The sequence below is a fragment of the Flavobacterium sp. 9R genome, assembly GCF_902506345.1.
GTDB lineage: Bacteria > Bacteroidota > Bacteroidia > Flavobacteriales > Flavobacteriaceae > Flavobacterium.
In genome coordinates, this window is sequence record NZ_LR733413.1 from 1,896,315 (window position 1) to 1,917,601 (window position 21,287).

The window sequence follows — 21,287 nt, forward strand, 5'->3', positions numbered from 1 at the left end:
TTTAAACTTTAAAAACCAACACGTGATAGTAGATCACTTCATTAGCTTAGATAAAGAATTTCTTATAACGTCTGGCTTATCAGTAAAAATTCCGTTTATTTTATATTTTTTACATAAATCCAAAGCTAAAGCACCATCATTAATTGTCCAAGCAAAAAGAAATTTATTTCTGGCGACTAAACTATTGGAAAGTTCCAAATTAATTATCGAGTATAGAATATTACATCCCTGTAAATTATATTTCGACAAAAGATCTCCTGTCTTTTTGCAATTCTCAACATCATAATTAATCCAAAACAAATTTAATTCTGGTTTCCTTAATTTTATTTTTATTAGATAATTAATGTCAAGACAAACAACAACGCAATCATTAATTCTGCCGCTTTTTTCAATTTGATCAATTAACTTTTCTATTAGACGAGCATTTTTTCTTGCAGTAGGATCTTGCCACCATTTAATCTCTAAATAAATTTTTTTTCCTGGTGGCAAAATTTTGAAAACTTCATTCAAAAATGGCATTTTCTCGCCTTTACCAATATCTAAAGTCCTAAGTTTTTCAAATTTTGTATCAACTATATTATAATTAGCTCCAGTAAATCTTTCAGTATTCAAATCATGAAAAACCATTAATGAATCATCTTTTGAGTTCATTAAATCAAGTTCAATTCCATCAGAATTCAGCTCAAAAGCTTTCTTAAAAGCAGGAATCGAATTAAATGGTTCATAAGCAGATGCCCCGCCATGAGCAATTATTCTAATAGAGTCTTTTCCCTTTTGGTACCACCCGCTTGATATAGTTTCTGGGAAACTTTCTATTAAACTATCAGATTCAGCATTTCCACTTCCATCACAAGAAAAAACAACAAATAAGATAAAAAAATAAAATAAATATTTCATAAAAAAAAATATAAGTGACGGTAATTTAACATTTTTACAGACATTTAAATTTACATATTAACAGTCTTTCAAATGCATGTAACACTCCTTCAATGTTTGTACAGGTAGCCTTTTATCGAGACGAACGAAAGTAGCCAATTTATACTACAAGCAAATAATCACAATGCGTTTTGCTTCTTCAAGCATTTTTACATTTCCTGCATAAAATAAATTATAAGAACTAAATGCTCTTACTGTTTTCATTTTTTATTTACTATCCATTGTCTATTTTAAATTGTCGCTTCTTATGATTAGTAATTACTGGACTTAAAAAAAATTAAATCTTTAAAACAACATTAAACTTGCAAATCCTTTAGCAAACGCTTAACAATCAAATACAATACCGTTAAAAAACTAAATAAAAATCCTCCCATACTTAACCCTTTGGCTTTGCCAAAACGCTCTTTAGGCAATGGCAAAATAGGTCTATCAATCACTTGTATTAATGGAGTTTCTTTTCGCAAAGTTACTTTGGCCAATTCGGTTTGTTTAACGAGTTCAGTTAGTATAGCCGTATTCGCTTGCACATCCACTTGGCGGCGAGCAGAAGGTGCTCTTCGTACATTCAACGCTGGATTTAAATTGAAGGTATTGTCGTTGGCTACTGCCACTCCAGTAATCGCCCCATTCAATTCCCCACGAATAGAATCCGTTTGGCGAATTAAAATATCCATGTTCATTTTGGCTTTTTTACTTTTGGTAGTAACATAAAAATCGGAAACCGTTTTGGCAAGGTTTTCACAGAATTGTTTGGCAAATAGTTCATTTTTATCATTCACATCAATATTGACAATGGCAATTTTCTTGTCTTTTTGGGCTACGGATAAACTCTTTTTAGAGAGCTTATCATACATCACTCCCAAAATACTATCATGTACACGGGTGAAATAGGTCCGTTTCACGTTAGGTAAAAACTGAATCTTTTCCAATTTGGGTTTACCTTCCCATTTATCCCGCCATTCATTGTTTTTGATATACAATTCCGCTAAAGTAATCGGTTTCCCATCGGCATCAGGTACGGTACTCAACAAGGTCTTTTCGACCATCGCACGAGACTTGAACAATTCGGTTAAATTGGAGCCGGTAAACATACTGCCTCCACCGCCACCAAGATCTAATCCAAGGGAACTCGCCAATCCAAGCGCACCGCCTAAACCTCCACTTTTCTCATCTTCTAAAGCAAAAGATAAAGTCGCCGTATAAACAGGTTTTTTAATAAAAGAATAAGTAATCCCCAGTAGGCCCCCAATAATCCCTGCCAATACAATGATTTTCCATTGTGAGAGCAAATAGAGATACCACTCTTTGCCTTTTTCGAGTAATTCTTTTAAGGATATTTCGTCGTTGTTGTTATGTATATTTTGTTCCTCCATGTTTAAAATTTCGGCTATAGGTTAAATGATTAATCGCTTAATTGGTTAAAAAGGGTTAACTGGTTAATCGGTTATGGGTTATCCGCTGTCGGTTAAATGGTTAATCGCTTAATTGATGTAAGAAATGAATTGGTAGATAGCTACAATTTTAAACTTTTAAACTTTTAAACGCTTACACAATTAACCGATTAAACGGTTAACCGATTCACCTCCTTTCTACTTAAACGCCGTCACAATCAACAACGCCAAACTGCTAATCACACTACCAATACTCACCCATTCTCCAGTAGACATTTTCTTAGTTTCAGGTTTTTCAGGTACTATAATTTGGGAACCAGGTAATACTTTAGGATAAGAGCGCCAAAACAAGAAATGACCAGTAACAGCAGCTTTCCCGTTCGGATAAATCACATAGGCTTTTTTTCTCCAAGCCTTAGCATCGGTACCTCCTACAGCATCCAAATAATAAGCAAAGCCACGCCCTCTTTCATAAGGGATTTCCGAAGTCAGCAATACATTTCCAGTTACTTTCACACTTTCGCTTAAAAAGGAAACATCAATTTCATCCCCTGGTAGCAAAGTAACATTAGAAGTACTTGCTGGCTTTTTAAGAATCGACTTCCAATCTACTGGAATAGTAGCAAAATGCACTTCTTCCTTTAGTTTATTTTCTAATTTGTTTTGAATGCTGTCTTTTTTACCCAAATTCAAATTGATGTTTTCTAAATCTTCTATCTGTTTGGCTTGGATAGGGCGTTTGATTTTCACACCATTAGGATCTGCTAAAGAAGACAAGCCTCCCGCTCTCTGAATGATGTCGTATATCTTTTCTTTCTTCTGTACTAAAGCATACTTTCCGGTAAAATTTACGGCCCCTTTAACACTTACTTGTTGCGGCTTTTCGTATACCGCTACTCTTCGGATGTTAATGACATCAAAAGGCTGCAATTGAAAATTTTTCAATTGCTCATTCGAATCCGTACTAATTTCAAAATCAAATAATTCCACACGATTCGGATAATTGACATCTTCCAACTCCGATTTCATCATTCTAGCAATCTCCACTCGTTTTGAGGCAGCGCCAGTAAGTCCACCTGCTTGCACAATTACATCATTTAGCGATAATTTGTCAAAATAGTCATAGGTTCCAGGTTTCTTTACTTCCCCATCAATAGAAATCGTATAGTCTTCCTTAAAATCTAAAATAGAATAGACCGTAACTATATCTTCCTTTTGAAGCGATAGGTTCGCCATAGCATCACCCGCTAGGGCTTTACCCAAATCCACATTCACAATTTCGGTAGTCAAATCTGATTTTAAACGAACAATTCTAGCTCGGTTTTTGTAGGCATCTTCTTTGAGTCCGTCGGCCTGAGCCACTAAGTCTGATATGCGCATCCCACTATAATAAGAATAGGTATCCGGTCTAAAAACAGCTCCTTCAATTTTAATACGATTCTCAAAGCGGTTCAAAATTTTGGTTACTTTAAACACATCACCTGCCAAAGGCTTATAAGTAGAGAACTCATTTGACTTCACATCTTTAACCTTGAACTCTTTACTGGTTTTTTGCAAAACATTTACCGAAGCTGTATAGGCGACATCCGTAAAACCAGAAGAAAAACGCAACAAATCACTAAAAGATTCTCCTGCTTTCAATTCAAAAATACCAGGACGTTTCACCTCGCCTTCAATAGTCACCCGTTTGGTATAAGCTGGAATACGAATGACATCATTGTCTTTTAACCCAACATTGTCGGATTGGTTCCCATTCACTAAAAAGCGGTAGATGTCTATATTGCGATATACTTTATTGTTTCTAATTAACTCTATGTTACGATAACTACCGTTTTTAGATGGTCCACCTCCTAAATACAAGGCATTGTAAACCGTGGCCAAGGAAGAAACGGAATAATTACCAGGTTGCTTGCTGCCAATCAACGTTACTTTGATGGTACGAATACGGCTCAAGCTCACTCCTACTTGTGATTGACCTGAAGCAACCGTGCTATACACTCTTGCTATGGCTCCACGTATTTTTTGTGTAGCCGCTTCTATAGTCAAACCCGAAACCGCAATTTGTCCTACATATTGTATGCTCACTTTACCTTCTACTGATACCGGAATACTGGCATTGAATTCTTGAATACCATAGACACTCACTTGCAATTCATCGCCAGGACCTAACACATAATTGACTGGAGTAGCTAACTTTAAATCAGGCTCAAAATTCAAGGTCGGATTATCAAATAACTCAGACCCAAAAACCAAGGTGTTTAAAGTATCTTTTACTTTGTTGTTAGTGTAGATTTCCTGCTCACGTAAGGCAACTTTTTTTTCTGTTCCCTCTTTTTTAAGTGCAGCACCTGCAGGGCTATTAGCCGCTAATCGCGTTTTTAACTTGGCAAACTCTGTTGCAGACATTCCTTTAGCTAAAGCCATAGGTTCAGCTTGTTCAATAGTTATATTGTTGGTTTGCAATTGGCCCTTAATCTTTGCTATATCAGCATCCGACAAATAATCTACCTTCAAAGTACTCAAATCCTGACTTTTTAATAAATCCTGTGCCAACAATGAGGAAGTATTGAACACCCCAAGAACAAAAACAACAACAAATAGTATTTTTTTCATAACAAAAAGTATATTTTTTCCACGGCTTCGCCACTGTGAGTCCCATACAAGACTCCCTATTCAAAATTTTTGCGAATTTAAGACAATTAAACAAGAATAGTAGTCTTATTTAAAACTTAAATTTTGGCTTTTTTTACTGGCTTAGCGGTTAACTGGTTAATCGTTTAATTGTATAAACGTCTAAATTTACCACTAACTACCACTAACCGATTAAACGATTAACCGATTAAACTCATTAACCGTCTAACTTTACCACTAAATACCTCTAACCGATCAAAGGTTAACTGGTTAATCGTTTAATTGTATAAACGTCTAAATTTACCACTAACTACCACTAACCGATTAAACGATTAAACTCATTAACCGTCTAACTTTACCACTAAATACCTCTAACCGATCAAAGGTTAACTGGTTAATCGTTTAACTGGTTAATCGTCTAACTTTACTGATAACTACCTCTAAGCAACTAAAGGTTAACTGGTTAATCGTTTAATTGTATAAACGTCTAAATTTACCACTAACTACCACTAACCGATTAAACGATTAACCGATTAAACTCATTAACCGTCTAACTTTACCGCCAATTACCTCTAACCGATTAAACGATTAAACCTTCTTCTTCAAAGTTTCTTTATTATTAGCTTGATACTTATAAAGCGCGTTAAGTTTATTTAAAATAGCATCTAATTTAATTCTCATATCAGTATATTTTTGCTCGTCAATATAGTGCAAATCTAAAGCTGTATTCAAGTGATCAATAGTTTCTAAGCCTGTTGAAAATGACATATTGGTAAAATGTGCTTGATCTAAATTGGAAGACCTACCTGAACCTTCTGCCAAATTTGCTGCAATACTAGCAGATGATCTATTAATTTGACTAACCAATTCAAATCGCTCTTCCTTAGGAAATGTTTGACTCAACAATTTTATTTCAACTTTAAACTGCCTAGCCAATTGATATACTTCTAATTTCTCAAACGAATAAATTTGATACTTCATACTAGTGTTGTTTTTAATGGTTAACTGGTTAATCGTCTATCTTTACCTCTAACTACCTCTAACCGATTAAACGATTAACCGATTAAACTCATTAAGCGTCTATCTTTACCTATAACTACCTCTAACCGATTAAACTCATTAAGCGTCTATCTTTACCTCTAACTACCTCTAACCGATTAAACTCATTACCTCTTCTTCTTCTCCACTTTCAACACACAACCCAAGGCTTCTAAAACCAGTACATAACCACTACTTTTAACCTCTTGCACTACTGCCAGCTGATCTTTAAAAACCCCTTGCTCTAGTACCACTCTATCTCCAGCTTGCCAAGTTCTAACTTCAACCTCAAAAGAATCAGGTTCCGAAAGCCATTGTTGAATAGCAACAATCTCTTGATCCTTTACGATGGCTGGCTTACCTAACCAAAACAAATAGCGAATCACTCCTGACACTGCAAAAACGGCATTTCGTTCCCTCTCTTCTACTTGAACAAAAACATAAGACGAAAACAAAGGCATTTCTACTTTTTTCTTGCGATCACTCCATTGCCGTACTTGAATCGTCGTAGGACAATAGGCTTTAATACCCATCTCCTTCAACTTATCAGCCACCTTCTTCTCCCATTTGGGCTTTGTATAGAGTACGTACCAGTTCATTTTTACCTTATTATTCCTTATATGAATTCGAATTACTCAACAAAATACTCTCACTAAACACACCCCCAACCCCTCTCTAGAGGGGAGTTAGCCCCCGTTACTTATTACACATTATCTTTTCAAAACACATTTTAAAAATAACGTCTATTTAAAATCTACAGAGCACTATTAACTCTCCTTGTTATCTTTAAAAGAGACGAGTTAACAACACTAATCATTAAACTTTTTTCTTTCAAAAAAAATTTTATAAAAAATGATTGCCTTTACAATCCAATATAAAAATAATAGCAATCGTTACTCCCCTCTTGAGAGGGGTTGGGGGTGTGTATTTTTTGCATTCCAAATACAAGTAGTCTACAAATACTGTTGCTCATAATACGATGCATACGCCCCTGACGTCACGCTATTCAACCATTCTTGATTACTCAAATACCAATCGATGGTTTGCTCTAGTCCTTCTTCAAAAGTAACCGAAGGCTTCCATCCTAATTCTTTATTAATTTTATTAGCATCAATAGCATATCGCAAATCATGCCCTGGACGATCTTTTACATAAGTAATCAACTCTTGAGAAGTTCCTTCTGCACGTCCTAATTTTTCGTCCATAATACGACACAAGACTTTGACCAAATCAATATTCTTCCATTCATTAAAACCTCCGATATTGTAGGTTTCGTGATTCTTTCCTTTATGAAAAACCAAATCAATGGCTACCGCGTGATCTTTAACAAACAACCAGTCTCTAGTATAATTTCCATCACCATACACTGGCAAAGGTTTGTTCTGAATGATATTATTGATGAAAAGTGGAATCAACTTTTCTGGAAAATGATAGGGTCCGTAATTGTTCGAACAATTTGTCAGCACATAAGGTAATCCGTAGGTTTCGCCGTAAGCACGCACGAAGTGATCTGAACTCGCTTTAGAAGCCGAATAAGGAGAATTAGGATCATAAGGAGTGGTCTCTGTAAACAGCCCTTCAGCCCCCAAAGTACCATATACCTCATCGGTGCTAATATGGTAAAAACGTTTCCCTTCAAAATTGTCTTTCCACTGATTTTTAGCTGCATTAAGCAAAATCATCGTACCAAAAACATTCGTTTTTACAAACGCCAAAGGATCCGTAATGGAACGATCGACATGCGATTCAGCGGCCAAATGCAATACGCCCTCAAATTGATGTGTAGCAAACAATTCGTTTATAAACACCTCATCTGTGATATCCCCTTTAACAAAAGTATAATTCGGTGCTTTTTCAATATCCTTGATATTCTCTAAATTACCTGCATAAGTCAACGCATCCAAATTAAAGATATGATACTCTGGATAAGTCGTTACAAATCGACGGACCACATGTGATCCAATAAATCCTGCTCCTCCTGTAATCAATATTTTTTTCATTTTTATTATATTTTTGTATTTTGTTTAATCGTTTAACTGGTTATTTGGTTAACTGGTTAACTGTTTAATCTTCTAAACTTAACACTAATTACCTCTAACCGATTAAACTCCTTAAGCGTCTAACTTTATCGCTAATTACCTCTAACCGATTAAACGATTAACCAATTAAACACCATAAGCGTCTAACTTTATCGCTAATTACCTCTAACCGATTAAACGATTAAACTCCATAAGCGTCTAACTTCAACACTATCTACCTCTAACCGATTAAACTCCTTAAGCGTCTAACTTTACCACTATCTACCTCTAACCGATTAACCGATTAAACTCCATAAGCGTCTAACTTTACAACTAACTACCTCTAACCGATTAAACGATTAACCGATTAAACTCCTTAAGCGTCTAACTTTACCACTAACTACCTCTAACCGATTAAACGATTAACCGATTAAACTCACTAACCGTCTATCTTTACCACTAATTACCTCTAACCGATTAAACGATTAAACTCACTAACCGTCTATCTTTACCCCTAACTACCTCTAACCGATTAAACGATTAACCGATTAAACTCACTAACCGTCTAACTTTACCCCTAACTACCTCTAACCGATTAAACGATTAACCGATTAAACTCCTTAACCGTCTAACTTTACCCCTAAATACCTCTAACCGATTAAACGATTAACCGATTAAACTCCATAAGCGTCTAACTTTACCACTAACTACCTCTAACCGATTAAACGATTAACCGATTAAACTCCTTAACCGTCTAACTTTACCCCTAAATACCTCTAACCGATTAAACGATTAACCGATTAAACTTCTTAAGCGTCTATCTTTACCCCTAACTACCTCTAACCAATTAAACGATTAACCGATTAAACTCCTTAACCGTCTAACTTTACCCCTAACTACCTCTAACCGATTAAACAATTAAACGATTAAACGACAACTACAACTTCCCATCCACAGGTATTTGCAGTACCCCTTTTACATCGTACAACACACTTTTTTCATTTCTCAAAGCTGCAAAGTCCATATCTAAGAAAGCTTTATGTGCTACCCCTAAAACGATAGCATCAAAAGTACTTTCAGGTACTTTGTTTATGGTAGTTAATCCGTATTCATGCCTTACTTCTTCGGGATTCGCCCAAGGATCATAAATTGTAACCTGAATGCCATAATCCACAAAAGCGCGAACCACATCTACGATTTTGGTGTTGCGCACATCTGGGCAATTTTCTTTGAAAGTGATTCCTAACAATAACAAGTTGGCACCATTGATCGTCACCCCTTTTTTAATCATCAATTTCACCACTTGTGCTGCCACATACTCTCCCATACTGTCATTCAAACGACGACCAGCCAAAATAATTTCTGGATGATAGCCTTTCTCTTGCGCTTTTTGTGCCAAATAATAAGGGTCAACCCCAATACAATGACCACCCACCAAACCAGGTTTGAAGGGCAAGAAATTCCATTTGGTACCCGCTGCTTTTAAGACCTCAGCAGTATCTATATCCAATAAATTGAAGATTTTAGCCAATTCGTTTACAAAAGCAATATTGATATCACGCTGCGAATTTTCAATGACTTTAGCGGCTTCGGCCACTTTGATAGAAGGTGCCAAATGCGTCCCAGCCAAAATAACTGATCGATACAAGGCATCCACTTTTTGACCAATTGCTGGGGTAGATCCAGAGGTGATTTTTAAAATTTTTTCTACAGTATGTTCTTTATCACCAGGATTAATGCGTTCAGGAGAATAGCCTGCAAAAAAATCTTCATTAAATTGCAAACCTGATATTTTTTCTAAAACCGGTACACATTCTTCTTCAGTAACTCCTGGATAAACAGTTGATTCATAGATAACGATATCTCCTTTTTTCAAGACTTTTCCAACAGTAGTGCTGGATTTGTATAAAGGTGTTAAATCAGGTCGATTGTTTTTGTCTACAGGAGTGGGTACAGTAACGATGTAGTAGTTACAATCTTGAATGGCTGCTATATCACTAGAACACAACAAGCCTTTGTTAGCGGAGTCGAAGTCTGAAACTAAAACAGCTTGAAGAACCGCGTCGGCTACTTCTAAAGTGCTATCAGTACCTTGTCGCAATTCGGAAATTCGGTTCTCATTGATATCAAATCCAACCACGGGATATTGAGTAGCAAATAGTCTAGCCAATGGCAATCCCACATATCCTAGACCGATTACGGCAATTTTTATTTTTGTATCCAATGCACTACTTATTTTTAAACCAACAAGTATCTACTCATCCTTGTTCGGATTGCAAATATAACAAAAACTAAACAGCTATGCTTCGCAATTAAAAGTAGTATAAAAAACAATAGGTGGCATCCCAAACAATTGAAATACAACCTACTGTTTTTGAAGCACTAAACACTGCACTACGTTCAAAAATAAAAATAAAAAATCACTAGTTTTAGTGATGGTTAGCGGTTGTCGGTTATCAGTTGTGAGTTGGGTTGTTTGTGGATGATTGTTGGCTGTTTATGGTATAAGGTTTGTTGTTTATAGCTTAGTTTTGATGTTTATGGTTTAGGGTTTGTTGTTCCGTTGTGAGGAAGAGATTGTGGGGTAAAAAGAACTCGAAGCGTCACGACTAGTTGCTCCGTATCTAATGGATGGAAAAAGTTTTGCGAATTCTTGATAAAAAACACAACAATTCAAAAACACACCCCCAGCCCCTCTGTAGAGGGGAGTACAATCGCAAACAAATCGTATATGGAATAGCTTAAGACGCTTCTTTTTCCTTGCTAAACTGAGTTCAATTATTGTTTGTTGCAGTTTTTTAAAATCTTCAGGGTAGGAAGAAACAATCCGTAATGTCGAAACCTACTTGACAAAATAAAAAAGATAACCGCAGGGTTCGCAAAGGATTATGCAATGCAACACAAAGCTTCAAAGCACATAAAACAATCTCGCTTCTTACCAACTAAAAGGGTAATAGCTCAAGGCTTAAAGGTTAATCGTTGAGAAGGCAATTAATTAAAGTTCATTACTAAAGATTAAACAATTAATAGATTAAACACTTAAACGATTAATCAGAAACCTCACAACACTATACCCTAGCGAACCTTGCGTGACCCTTGGCGAACCCTGCGGTTAAATTTTCAGCCAACAACAAACTATAAACTATAAACTATAAACTATAAACAACAAACCATAAACATATAAATCAATTAACCGATTAAACAGTTAACACCTTAAACCATTATACTCCTCCCCCCGGCAACAACCCACAACGAATAACAGATTAAAGTTTTTCTTTTGTATAAAACAACTGCCCTACCCTATCGATATGAGCCAGTAAATCCACATTCGCTATTTTTCTTTTTTGTGAGAGGTCTATTTTATAAGGGAGCAACAAATCGTCTAATTGATTCTCTAACGCTAGAAAGTCAGAAAAAGTCATCGTTTGCTCCACTAGGGTCAAATCGATGTCTGAACTGTTCTTAAAATTTCCTTTTGCTCTTGAGCCATAAACATATACACTTTCAATGGCATCAAAATCCGAAAAAACACGATTAATTTTAGCAATATCCTCTGCTAGTAAGCCAAATTGCATCATAGAAGGGTTTTCATTTTCTCATTAAACACAACAAACAAATCATAATACGCTAGTAGCACCTTATCTTTTATCTCTTTAGCTGTACTTTCATTATAGGTATGAGACGATTGATTCCTGCTTTTTATCATTTCCATCCATTGTGCCCCATCTTGAACCAATCCTCTTTGAAAAGCTTCCCTAGTAGCATCGCGAGAGCCCGTGATCGAAGTGGTCCCCTGGTATTCAAAATAATCCTTCATCACGTTCCATGCCAATTCATGGGTGAATTCAAATGCTTGAATTAGTCCTTGTTCCTCCAATTCATTCAGTTCCCCTTTAGCAATAAACTTCTGCAATTGTCCAAGTGCCTTTTGATAATTTACCAATCGTTGTTTCCAACGGATATCTTCTTCCATAAACGCTATTATATGGTATAAAATTAAATGTTTTGCTACAAAAAACAACACCAATTTTGCCTAAATGCATCGTTAATGGATTAAGTGTTAGCAATTAAAGGTTAATCATTTAAAGATTAATCGGTTAAAAGTTAATCAGTTAGAGCTAATTAGTATAAAATTAGACGATGAACTAATTAACCAGTTAATCATTAATCGGTTAGAGGTAATTAGCTGTAAAGCTAAACGATTAAACTATAAATCAGTTAACCAATTAAACAGTTCAACGTGAACCGATAACTGATAACTGATAACTGATAACTGATAACTGACAATTGATAACTGACAACTGATAACTGACCCTACGCCCCTATCCCTAAGTACACAAAACCAATGGCTTTCATTTCATCTGGATTCAAAATGTTACGACCATCAAAAACAAAGGCTGGTTTTTGCATACTATCGTAGATTTTTTGCCAATCATAACTTCTAAATTCATCCCACTCTGTTAGGATAGCAATAGCGTGGGCATTTTCGCAAGCTTCATAGGCAGTAGTTGCCGCTGCAATGTGCTCTTCATTTTTGGCTGGAGTTCTTGATCCTAAATACTCCAAATCGGTCAGTATTTTTCCAAACGACACTTTTGGATCATAAACCGTAAGTTGGGCTTCCTCATTGATCAAATCATCAGCTACATAAATCGCCGCAGATTCTCTGGTATCATTCGTGTCTTTCTTAAACGCCCACCCCAAAAGAGCAATTTTTTTATCGGCTACTGTATTGTACAAGGTTTGTACAATTTTGTTGGAGAAACGTCTTTTTTGGTGATCATTCATGATAATCACTTGTTCCCAATAATCGGCTACTGCATGCAAACCATAAGATTTGGCAATATACACCAAATTCAAAATGTCCTTTTGAAAACAAGAACCTCCAAAACCAACAGAGGCTTTCAAAAACTTAGGTCCTATTCTGCTATCCATTCCTATAGCTCTGGCTACTTCATTCACATCGGCACCCGTTTGTTCACACAATTCGGACATTGCATTGATAGAAGAAATTCGCTGCGCTAAAAAAGCATTGGCGGTTAACTTAGACAATTCAGAAGACCACACATTTGTAGTTAAAATCTTTTCTTGCGGTACCCAATTCGCATACACAGCTACTAAAGATTGTATGGCTTGCTGTCCTTCTGGAGTGGTATCCCCACCAATCAAAATGCGGTCTGGAGCCAACAAATCAGAAACAGCAGTTCCCTCTGCTAAAAACTCAGGGTTGGATAAAATTTGAAATTGTACTCCATTACCTGTATGGTCTAAAATACTTTTAAGCGCTTCAGCTGTACGAACTGGCAAAGTCGATTTTTCCACCACAATTTTATTGTCTTTTGCTACTTTAGCGATTTGACGGGCGCACAACTCAATGTATTTCAAGTCGGCAGCCATTCCTTTCCCTTTTCCATACGTTTTGGTTGGCGTATTCACTGAAATAAAAATCATTTCCGCTTCGTCGATGGCTTTTTCAACATCAGTTGAGAAAAACAAATTACGCCCTCGAGCTTCTGCCACGACTTCAGCCAATCCTGGCTCATATATTGGAATTTTATTAACATCGGCATCATTCCATGCCGCGATTCTTTCTTGATTCAAATCCACAACAGTCACTTGAATCTGTGGACATTTTTGCGCAATAACCGCCATCGTAGGCCCTCCGACATATCCGGCGCCTATGCAACATATTTTTGTAATTGACATTATGTATTTTATTACTTTAGATTAAACTTTTTTTGCGACTGAGAAGCATCGCTAAGAAACAAAAGTGGTTGAAGGATTATTTCAAATGCTCCCAATACCAACCCACCGCTTCTTTTAAGCCCTGTTGTAGTGAAAACTGAGGAGCATATCCTAATAGTCGCTGAGCCTTATCAATACTAGCTAGCGAATGAGGTATATCACCTGCGCGATTGGGACCATATTCAATAGGAATGTTTTTGATGTTTTCATCCAATTCCCCTAAATAGGCTTTCAAATACCCCACAAGGTCATTCAATGTATTACGGTCTCCAAAGGCTGTATTAAAAACAGTATTAATGGCTTCTGGTTTAGTAGTAGTCATTGCCAATTCATTCATCTGAATAACATTGTCGATATAGGTAAAATCTCTAGAATAATTCCCATCTCCGTTAATTACTGGGCTTTGGTGTTGCATCAGCTGCATCACAAATTTTGGAATAACTGCTGCGTAAGCACCTTTAGGGTCTTGCTTGCGTCCGAAAACATTAAAATAACGCAATCCGATGGTTTCTAAACCATAGGTCTTTCCAAAAATCTCTGCATACAATTCATTAACATATTTTGTAATCGCATAAGGAGATAATGGCTTACCGATAACCTCTTCAACTTTTGGCAACCCCTGAGAATCTCCATAAGTAGAGGAACTCGCTGCGTAGACAAAACGCTTTACTTTGGCGTCTCTTGCAGCCACCAACATGTTCAAAAAACCCGAAACGTTTACGTCATTGGTAGTAACAGGATCTCCAATTGAGCGAGGAACAGAACCCAAAGCCGCTTGATGCAACACATAATCGACTCCTTCAACCGCCGAGGCACAATCACTGCTGTTTCTGATATCGCCTTCAATTAATTTAAAATGAGGATGAGCGGCCACTGCTGCAAGATTATGACGATGGCCTGTTGCAAAATTATCTAAGACCACTACTTTATATCCTTTTGCTAAAAAATATTCTGCGAGATTAGAACCAATAAAACCAGCGCCACCCGTAATAAGTATCGTTTTTTCCATTATAATTTTCGTTCCTTTTTTAACCAATTTACCAATTTAGTAATAGTCCCTAGCACTGGTTCTTTTTCATGATAACCATCAGCATAACTGTTATTGCCATAACCGTAACCATAGCCATAGCCATAACCTGTACCGTATTTTGCCTTGTTTTCAAAACCATTCAAAACGATACTAGTGTTCTTCAATTCGCCTCTTTTGACTCTATTATTTAAAAGCGTTATCATGTCCTTTTTTGAAAAGTTTTGACGAACAATATACAACGTTACATCACAATATTGATCCAACTCCAAAGCATCTGACACCAATCCAACTGGTGGAGTATCCAAAATGATATAATCGTACTTTTGTTTTAATTCGCTTATCAAATCTCCCAAGCCCTCACTTATAATTAACTCTGCAGGATTAGGCGGAATTGGACCTGATAAAATAACATCTAGAAAAGGAATTTCTGTAGCATTTGTAATGTCATCTACAGAACTCTCATTGATCAAATAATTGACAACTCCTTTGTCATTATTTAAATTAAACTCTTCAAACAACTTTGGTTTACGCAAATCCAATCCAACGATTACTGTCTTTTTTTCGCTTAATGCAAAAACCGTTGCAATATTAATAGAACAAAATGTTTTCCCTTCACCACTTACAGAAGAGGTAATCATTAATGTTTTCGCCCCTTCTACATTTTGCTTTTTATACAAAAACTGTAAAGACGATCGAATGGCTCGAAACGATTCAGACAAAGCCGATTTAGGTTTGTTGTATACCGCTAACTCCGTTTTATCTCTATTAACACCAATCACTCCTATCAAAGGAATTTTGGTAAGATTAGACAACTCATCTGTATTTTGAATAGAATTGTTTACAAAGAAAATAATCAAAACTACAATTAAGGGTATCAAAATCCCTAAAAACAAGGCGAGTACGTAGTTAACAGAAGTTTTGGGACCAATTAACCCTCCACCTACATCTTTGGCGGGATCAATAAAGTGAATGTCGGATAGATTGGCTGCTTTCACAATATCAGCCTCGCTTCGTTTTTGTAAAAAAGTAGTATAAATATTGTCACTCAAATCATACTTACGCTTTATTTTGATCAACTCTTGCTGATCTTCGGGCAACTGTCTGATTACACTCTCAGAAGCTCCGATTTTGCTATTGACTGTAGCTAAATCATATTGCAAAGCTTGTTTGGCCGTGACGATGTTTTCTAATAAAACATTTTTTACTGCCAACATTTGATTGTCAAAATCTCTAAATATTTTCTCGCTCTTTACGGCATAGGCCATTTCTGAACGTTGGGTAGACAATGCTATTAATTTAGAAACATTTACCACAATATTGGGGTCTTCAATTCCTGCTACTGATGGCGCTGGTAATTTAGAATAATCGACACTACTTTTCAGATAAGATCGTAACGAATTGTAATACGCAATCTTTCTAGTAATCTCGTCTTTCTCAACATCGTACTTTAAAATTCTGTCTGAAAATTTTACGCCTCCATCTTCAACATCAATGATATTTTTATCTTTTCGAAAGGTCTTCAATTCATCACCTGTTTCTTTTAATTGCGATTCCATTGACACTAGCGTGCTATCAATAAAAGCAATTGTATTGGTAGCAAATTGATTTTTACTATCCAATTGTCTTTTTATCAACATCTTTACCGTAGCATTCAAATAATCTACCAAACGTGCTTTATTGGTACCCTGCATGCTTAAGGTCAAAACAGATCCCCCTTTATCATCCGCCCTAACTGCTATACCTTTATAATTTGATACAGTACCATCAAAATCATTAAAGCGAACGAAGTATTCATTTCCTTTATAAAAACCAGGATTATCCTTAATATTTAAACGCCAATTCAAAAAAGGAAGTGCCACTTGTTGTCCTACTTTATATCTTTTTTTGAATTCACCAACAGCTACATTTGTAGTTGAACTAGTAGCATCAGCATAGTGAATCAAAGGAACGGAACTGTTTTCAAAAGTAATTTTCAACTCGTAAACAGACTCTGACACGAAAGTTATACTAATTAGCGCTCCTGTTAATTGCCCTTTCTTCTTATCCAACTCAAGTTCAAATGGTACTGCACCATAAGCGTCGATTAAGTTGTATTCGCCTTGGACTAAATAGTCAATATAATACTGTAATTTTTCAACAACTAATTCGTTATGGGAACGCGATTGCAAGGTGGTAGTAATGGTTTGCACTTCATCAGAAACGCCTCCCCAATTGAATGTTAAACTAGTATTTGAAGTGAATAATGGATTGCTTTCTTCTTTTACAGAAATCAATGTTTCTAATCCATAAATTTTTTCTTTCCTAATATTAACTTGATAGGCAATAAAAAAACAAATTGCTAAGCTTATCAAAAACCACTTCCAGTAGCCCGCTATTTTTAGCAAAAAGCCTTTGAAATCAAAAGTGGATTGATTTTCAAAAATGGAAAAATCTTTTAGGTCAAGCATTGTTAGAAATGGGATTTAGTTTTTTAATAATAGATAGGTAGTTGTCACCAATGAAAGCAATGTAATGATAGTACCTAAAGATTCGATACCTGTTTTCCCTGTTCCCCAAGATTTTTGTTTCATGGGTTTCACATACACATAATCATTGGGTTGCAAATAATAATAAGGCGAGTAGATAACATTTCTATCGGTTAAATCCAAATCATGCATTTCAACTCCAGTTGGTGTTTTTCGCATAATGGTCACTTCTTTTCTATTTCCAACCATAGTGATGTCTCCTGCATTGGCAATTGCTTCTAGTATAGTTACATTCTCTTGAAAAAGTGTTTTAGTACCCGTACTTCCTACCTCACCATTGATAGTATAACGGAAACCAGACAACTTTACATTAACAAAAAGATTCGCTTCGTTTTTAAAGTATTCTTCTAAAAGTTGTTTTTCAATTTTCAGACGAACCTCTTCTAAAGTATAGCCCAAAACATTCATTTCGCCTAAAATAGGAATACGGATATTACCGTGATCGTCTACTCTATATCCGTTAAAATACAAACCACTTTCAGAATTTTGATTTAAATTCTCATTGGTAGTTGCGTTAGCATTAAAAATAGCCACCAATTTTGGATCTATGGCTTTCAAATTGATACTTAAAATATCATTTGTTTGCAGTCGATAGGGTTTTGCCCCTATAGCCATAATTGCCTTTTCAGGAGACTCCGACTCTTTTTGTTGCAAATAAGTTAAATCTTTGGTTGGTATACAAGAACTCAAAAGTAAACCACTCATTAGTACCAAAAAGAAAATCGTTTTGTTCATCCTTATTATTTTATTACAAATATAGTTTATCATTCACAATTAAGAGAAAACACAATGTATTAATTAGAACCCGTAGTCTTAAATGAAGACTCAAAAGGCACGCGTTGCAAAATACTTCGTCCCAAAGTAACCTCGTCTGCGTATTCCAACTCATCACCAACTGCAATACCTCTTGCAATGGTTGAAAGAACCAAATCAGTAGAAGTGATTTGTTTGTAGATATAAAAATTCGTTGTATCGCCCTCCATTGTTGAGCTCAATGCAAAAATCAATTCTTTAACTTGACCTGAATTTACTTTTTCAATTAAAGAATTAATATTCAATTGACTAGGACCCACGCCATCTATTGGAGATATTTTTCCTCCCAATACATGATAAATCCCTTTATATTGACCTGTGTTTTCAATAGCCATAACATCACGGATATCTTCAACTACACAAATCAACTGATGATTTCTAGCTGTATTAGCACAAATTTGACACAACTCAGTATCTGAAATATTATGACAACTAGTACAAAAGCGAATATCGTTCCTCATATTTAGCAAGGATTCCGACAAAAAACGTGTTTGATCTGAAGGTTGTTTGAGTAGATGCAAAACCAATCGTAAAGCGGTTCTTTTACCAATTCCTGGTAATTGAGCCATTTCACTAACCGCTTTTTCTAATAACTTTGAAGAAAATTCCATAGCTACAAAAATACGTTTAAAATTGAAAAAACACTATTTTTATAGCAAACTAGCGCTTTTATAAGATGTTGTTAGTAATTTTTACAAACAATTGTACTTATCCAACAAAATCATACACTTTTCCTTTATTCTTGCTTTTTTTTCTTCATCTAAAGTCGAACTTGAAGGAAGACATAAACCCTTTTCAAACAAAGTTGCCGCATTTACTCCTCCGTAGTAAGGGTATTTTTCAAAAACAGGTTGCAAATGCATCGGTTTCCATAATGGTCGCGCTTCAATATTAAATTCTTCTAAAAATAAACGAAAAATTTCGGGTGTTAATCCATTTGTTATTTCACTATCAATTAAAATGGTGGTCAACCAATAATTGGAAAAAAAATCAGTATTTAGCTCCTTAAAAACTGAGATTCCTTTTACCCCTAAAAATAGTTCCTCATAAAACGAATGATTATTTCTACGTGACTGAATACGCGAATTGAGCACCTCTAATTGTCCTCTCCCTACAGCTGCTGCAATGGAGCTCATGGCATAATTATATCCAACTTCACTGTGTTGATAATAAGGCGCTGCATCACGAGCTTGCGTTGCCAAAAAAGCAGCGCGCTCTTTTTGTGAAGCATCCGAAAGTAATAATGCACCACCACTCGATGTTGTAATAATTTTGTTTCCGTTAAATGAAAAAACACCAATATCCCCGAGAGTTCCACAAGGGACACCTTTATAGCGACTTCCCAAAGCCTCAGCACTGTCTTCTAAAACTGCAATTCCATATTTATTTGCTACTTCATTAATCCTATCTGCATAATAAGGCATACCATACAAGTCCACAACAATAATGCACTTTGGTTTTTTGCCTTTACTAATTCTATCTTGTATTGCTTCTTCTAATGCTATTGGACACATATTCCAAGTATCCAACTCACTATCAACAAAAATTGGACTTGCTCCTATATAAAGAATTGGATTCACCGAAGCTGAAAAAGTCATGGACTGACAAATAACTTCATCTCCAGCCTGCACACCCAATAACAACAACCCCAAATGAATAGCCGAAGTACCAGAATTAGTAGCATTTACAATGACATTATTTCCTAAATAACACTCTAAATCTTCCTCAAAATCACGCACAACATTTCCGCCAGAGGTTATCGCTTTAGCTTCTAATGCTTGTTGTACATAGTGCAACTCTTTACCACAAGGATGAGATTCAGAAAGAAAGATTCTATCTAGATTCATAAATAAAACTGCCTTTAAATACTAAAAGATTATTTTTTTAAAACTTTTATCAAAACAAAATGGTTTCTTAAAAATTGAGATACCAACACTACCTACTTAATTGTTGCGCTAAAAATAAATCCAAATTAGTAATAACTTTAGCGTCCCAAAATATAACAAATACTTTAATATTGATTGAGAGTAAGTAAAACTAAAGTGCAAGCTACTTCCACTTGAATCCCATTCAATTCAAGCAATTGATACAACTCTGGATTCTCAGTGCCTGGGTTAAAGACTACACGTTTAGGCTTTGCTTCCACAATGTAATTATAATAATCCCTTTGTCTTGCTGGATTCAAATACAAGGTTATGGTATCTATATTTTTCAAAGGAATTGCCTTTGTTTTAATTTTCACACCAGCTACCTCTCCTGCATTTTGACCTATTGCAATTACAGAATGCCCTTTCTCGACCAATAAGGAAATAGCTTTAAAGGCATATTTTTCTGGTTTAGATGTCGCTCCTAAAACTACTGTTTTTTTATTTTTTGCCATTTTTCTAAATATATGCTACAAAAGTAGTCAAAAAACAAGGACAGCCTCTACCTTTTAACCAATGAAAACCGTAGTACTCAGAAAACAATAAATTAACAAACAAGTAAGATTTATCACTCTGAAAAGTGTAGCTTTGTAACAAAACACCAGATATGGAATTATTTATTTACCTATTTGCCGCTTTATTTTCTGTTTTAAATCCTATAGGAACAGTACCAATTTTTGTTGGGCTAACCCAAAACGACAGCCAACCCGAACGTAACAGACTCTCCCTTTGGACCGCTATAAATGTCTTTATCATTTTAGTAGTGTCTTTTTTAGTCGGACAATATGTGCTAACTTTCTTCGGAATTAGCATTGACTCATTAAGAATAGCTGGTGGAATTGTAATTGTAAGTTCTGGATTTTCACTTTTGTCAGGAAAATTCAATAAGAAAAGGGGAATCAATAAAAAGATTGAAAACGATGCCCAAAAAAGAAATGATATTGCGCTTACTCCATTAGCAATACCAATGCTTGCTGGTCCAGGATCGATGTCTTTACTTATTGCATTTTACAATCAACACAAATCAACGAATGAAATTTTGATTTCAATGGCTGCAATTTTGGCCATATCGGCAACAATATTTGTTATTTTGAGGAGCGCACACTATTTGGCAAAAGCCCTAGGAGCATCTGGTATTGTTGCGATTTCTCGTATAGTGGGATTTATTGTAATTGCTATTGGTATACAATATATAGTAGGCGCTTTAGTAAATATAATCAAAGCTAATTTTTAGA

The 21,287-nt window shown here is 35.6% G+C and carries 17 protein-coding genes; 1 reads left to right on the top strand and 16 read right to left on the bottom strand.

Annotated features, from left to right (window positions below):
* Positions 1 to 33: 33 nt before the first annotated feature.
* From FLAVO9AF_RS08410 to FLAVO9AF_RS08485, 16 genes are all read right to left on the bottom strand, one after another.
* Positions 34 to 897, bottom strand: a complete 864-nt coding sequence (locus FLAVO9AF_RS08410) for a glycerophosphodiester phosphodiesterase family protein (protein WP_159687036.1) — start codon at positions 895 to 897, stop codon at positions 34 to 36.
* Positions 898 to 1,232: 335 nt separating this feature from the next.
* Complete coding sequence (locus FLAVO9AF_RS08415; protein ID WP_159687039.1) at positions 1,233 to 2,309, bottom strand: Wzz/FepE/Etk N-terminal domain-containing protein; 1,077 nt, start codon at positions 2,307 to 2,309, stop codon at positions 1,233 to 1,235.
* 216 nt (positions 2,310 to 2,525) lie between these two features.
* Positions 2,526 to 4,940: an SLBB domain-containing protein gene (locus tag FLAVO9AF_RS08420; RefSeq protein ID WP_159687042.1), complete on the bottom strand. Its 2,415-nt coding sequence runs from the start codon at positions 4,938 to 4,940 to the stop codon at positions 2,526 to 2,528.
* A gap of 606 nt (positions 4,941 to 5,546) precedes the next feature.
* Entirely contained in the window at positions 5,547 to 5,939 is a 393-nt protein-coding gene (locus FLAVO9AF_RS08425; RefSeq protein ID WP_159687044.1) for a four helix bundle protein, read from the bottom strand.
* A 185-nt stretch (positions 5,940 to 6,124) separates the two neighbouring features.
* A complete protein-coding gene (locus FLAVO9AF_RS08430) occupies positions 6,125 to 6,595 on the bottom strand; it encodes a UpxY family transcription antiterminator (RefSeq protein ID WP_159687048.1) in 471 nt (156 codons plus the stop codon).
* A gap of 354 nt (positions 6,596 to 6,949) precedes the next feature.
* On the bottom strand, positions 6,950 to 7,996 hold the full coding sequence (gene rfbB, locus FLAVO9AF_RS08435) for a dTDP-glucose 4,6-dehydratase (RefSeq protein WP_159687050.1): 1,047 nt from the start codon (positions 7,994 to 7,996) through the stop codon (positions 6,950 to 6,952).
* A gap of 955 nt (positions 7,997 to 8,951) precedes the next feature.
* Entirely contained in the window at positions 8,952 to 10,238 is a 1,287-nt protein-coding gene (locus FLAVO9AF_RS08440) for a nucleotide sugar dehydrogenase (protein WP_201296289.1), read from the bottom strand.
* 1,039 nt (positions 10,239 to 11,277) lie between these two features.
* On the bottom strand, positions 11,278 to 11,592 hold the full coding sequence (locus tag FLAVO9AF_RS08445) for a nucleotidyltransferase domain-containing protein (RefSeq protein WP_159687053.1): 315 nt from the start codon (positions 11,590 to 11,592) through the stop codon (positions 11,278 to 11,280).
* Entirely contained in the window at positions 11,589 to 11,987 is a 399-nt protein-coding gene (locus tag FLAVO9AF_RS08450; RefSeq protein WP_159687055.1) for a nucleotidyltransferase substrate binding protein, read from the bottom strand. Before FLAVO9AF_RS08450 ends, FLAVO9AF_RS08445 begins: the two co-directional genes overlap by 4 nt.
* A 341-nt stretch (positions 11,988 to 12,328) precedes the next feature.
* The gene (locus tag FLAVO9AF_RS08455) at positions 12,329 to 13,720 is read right to left on the bottom strand and encodes a UDP-glucose 6-dehydrogenase (protein ID WP_159687057.1); all 1,392 of its coding nucleotides are present in this window, start codon (positions 13,718 to 13,720) and stop codon (positions 12,329 to 12,331) included.
* A 76-nt stretch (positions 13,721 to 13,796) separates the two neighbouring features.
* Positions 13,797 to 14,768 carry an SDR family oxidoreductase gene (locus tag FLAVO9AF_RS08460; RefSeq protein ID WP_159687060.1) on the bottom strand — a complete coding sequence of 324 codons (972 nt, stop codon included), beginning with the start codon at positions 14,766 to 14,768 and terminating at the stop codon, positions 13,797 to 13,799.
* Positions 14,768 to 17,236, bottom strand: coding sequence for a polysaccharide biosynthesis tyrosine autokinase (locus FLAVO9AF_RS08465; protein WP_159687062.1), 2,469 nt, complete (start codon positions 17,234 to 17,236; stop codon positions 14,768 to 14,770). The genes FLAVO9AF_RS08460 and FLAVO9AF_RS08465 overlap by 1 nt, the downstream gene beginning before the upstream one ends.
* A gap of 15 nt (positions 17,237 to 17,251) precedes the next feature.
* Positions 17,252 to 18,049: a polysaccharide biosynthesis/export family protein gene (locus FLAVO9AF_RS08470; RefSeq protein ID WP_159687065.1), complete on the bottom strand. Its 798-nt coding sequence runs from the start codon at positions 18,047 to 18,049 to the stop codon at positions 17,252 to 17,254.
* A 59-nt stretch (positions 18,050 to 18,108) separates the two neighbouring features.
* Complete coding sequence (gene recR, locus FLAVO9AF_RS08475; protein WP_159687067.1) at positions 18,109 to 18,738, bottom strand: recombination mediator RecR; 630 nt, start codon at positions 18,736 to 18,738, stop codon at positions 18,109 to 18,111.
* A gap of 81 nt (positions 18,739 to 18,819) precedes the next feature.
* Positions 18,820 to 19,974 (bottom strand): DegT/DnrJ/EryC1/StrS aminotransferase family protein, encoded by a 1,155-nt coding sequence (locus tag FLAVO9AF_RS08480; protein WP_159687070.1) that lies wholly within the window; start codon positions 19,972 to 19,974, stop codon positions 18,820 to 18,822.
* Positions 19,975 to 20,138: 164 nt separating this feature from the next.
* The gene (locus FLAVO9AF_RS08485; protein ID WP_159687072.1) at positions 20,139 to 20,507 is read right to left on the bottom strand and encodes a CoA-binding protein; all 369 of its coding nucleotides are present in this window, start codon (positions 20,505 to 20,507) and stop codon (positions 20,139 to 20,141) included.
* A gap of 152 nt (positions 20,508 to 20,659) precedes the next feature.
* Between FLAVO9AF_RS08485 and FLAVO9AF_RS08490 the strand changes: the two genes are divergently transcribed.
* Positions 20,660 to 21,286 carry a MarC family protein gene (locus tag FLAVO9AF_RS08490; RefSeq protein WP_159687075.1) on the top strand — a complete coding sequence of 209 codons (627 nt, stop codon included), beginning with the start codon at positions 20,660 to 20,662 and terminating at the stop codon, positions 21,284 to 21,286.
* Position 21,287 lies beyond the last annotated feature (1 nt).

Excerpts from the sequence above, each read along its gene's own strand:
- FLAVO9AF_RS08410 (WP_159687036.1), bottom strand. The coding sequence starts at position 897 with ATGAAATATTTATTTTATTTTTTTATCTTATTTGTTGTTTTTTCTTGT.
- rfbB (WP_159687050.1), bottom strand. The coding sequence starts at position 7,996 with ATGAAAAAAATATTGATTACAGGAGGAGCAGGATTTATTGGATCACAT.
- FLAVO9AF_RS08450 (WP_159687055.1), bottom strand. The coding sequence starts at position 11,987 with ATGGAAGAAGATATCCGTTGGAAACAACGATTGGTAAATTATCAAAAG.
- FLAVO9AF_RS08425 (WP_159687044.1), bottom strand. The coding sequence starts at position 5,939 with ATGAAGTATCAAATTTATTCGTTTGAGAAATTAGAAGTATATCAATTG.
- FLAVO9AF_RS08485 (WP_159687072.1), bottom strand. The coding sequence starts at position 20,507 with ATGGCAAAAAATAAAAAAACAGTAGTTTTAGGAGCGACATCTAAACCA.
- recR (WP_159687067.1), bottom strand. The coding sequence starts at position 18,738 with ATGGAATTTTCTTCAAAGTTATTAGAAAAAGCGGTTAGTGAAATGGCT.
- FLAVO9AF_RS08445 (WP_159687053.1), bottom strand. The coding sequence starts at position 11,592 with ATGATGCAATTTGGCTTACTAGCAGAGGATATTGCTAAAATTAATCGT.
- FLAVO9AF_RS08430 (WP_159687048.1), bottom strand. The coding sequence starts at position 6,595 with ATGAACTGGTACGTACTCTATACAAAGCCCAAATGGGAGAAGAAGGTG.
- FLAVO9AF_RS08465 (WP_159687062.1), bottom strand. The coding sequence starts at position 17,236 with ATGCTTGACCTAAAAGATTTTTCCATTTTTGAAAATCAATCCACTTTT.
- FLAVO9AF_RS08420 (WP_159687042.1), bottom strand. The coding sequence starts at position 4,940 with ATGAAAAAAATACTATTTGTTGTTGTTTTTGTTCTTGGGGTGTTCAAT.
- FLAVO9AF_RS08470 (WP_159687065.1), bottom strand. The coding sequence starts at position 18,049 with ATGAACAAAACGATTTTCTTTTTGGTACTAATGAGTGGTTTACTTTTG.
- FLAVO9AF_RS08480 (WP_159687070.1), bottom strand. The coding sequence starts at position 19,974 with ATGAATCTAGATAGAATCTTTCTTTCTGAATCTCATCCTTGTGGTAAA.
- FLAVO9AF_RS08490 (WP_159687075.1), top strand. The coding sequence starts at position 20,660 with ATGGAATTATTTATTTACCTATTTGCCGCTTTATTTTCTGTTTTAAAT.
- FLAVO9AF_RS08415 (WP_159687039.1), bottom strand. The coding sequence starts at position 2,309 with ATGGAGGAACAAAATATACATAACAACAACGACGAAATATCCTTAAAA.
- FLAVO9AF_RS08455 (WP_159687057.1), bottom strand. The coding sequence starts at position 13,720 with ATGTCAATTACAAAAATATGTTGCATAGGCGCCGGATATGTCGGAGGG.
- FLAVO9AF_RS08460 (WP_159687060.1), bottom strand. The coding sequence starts at position 14,768 with ATGGAAAAAACGATACTTATTACGGGTGGCGCTGGTTTTATTGGTTCT.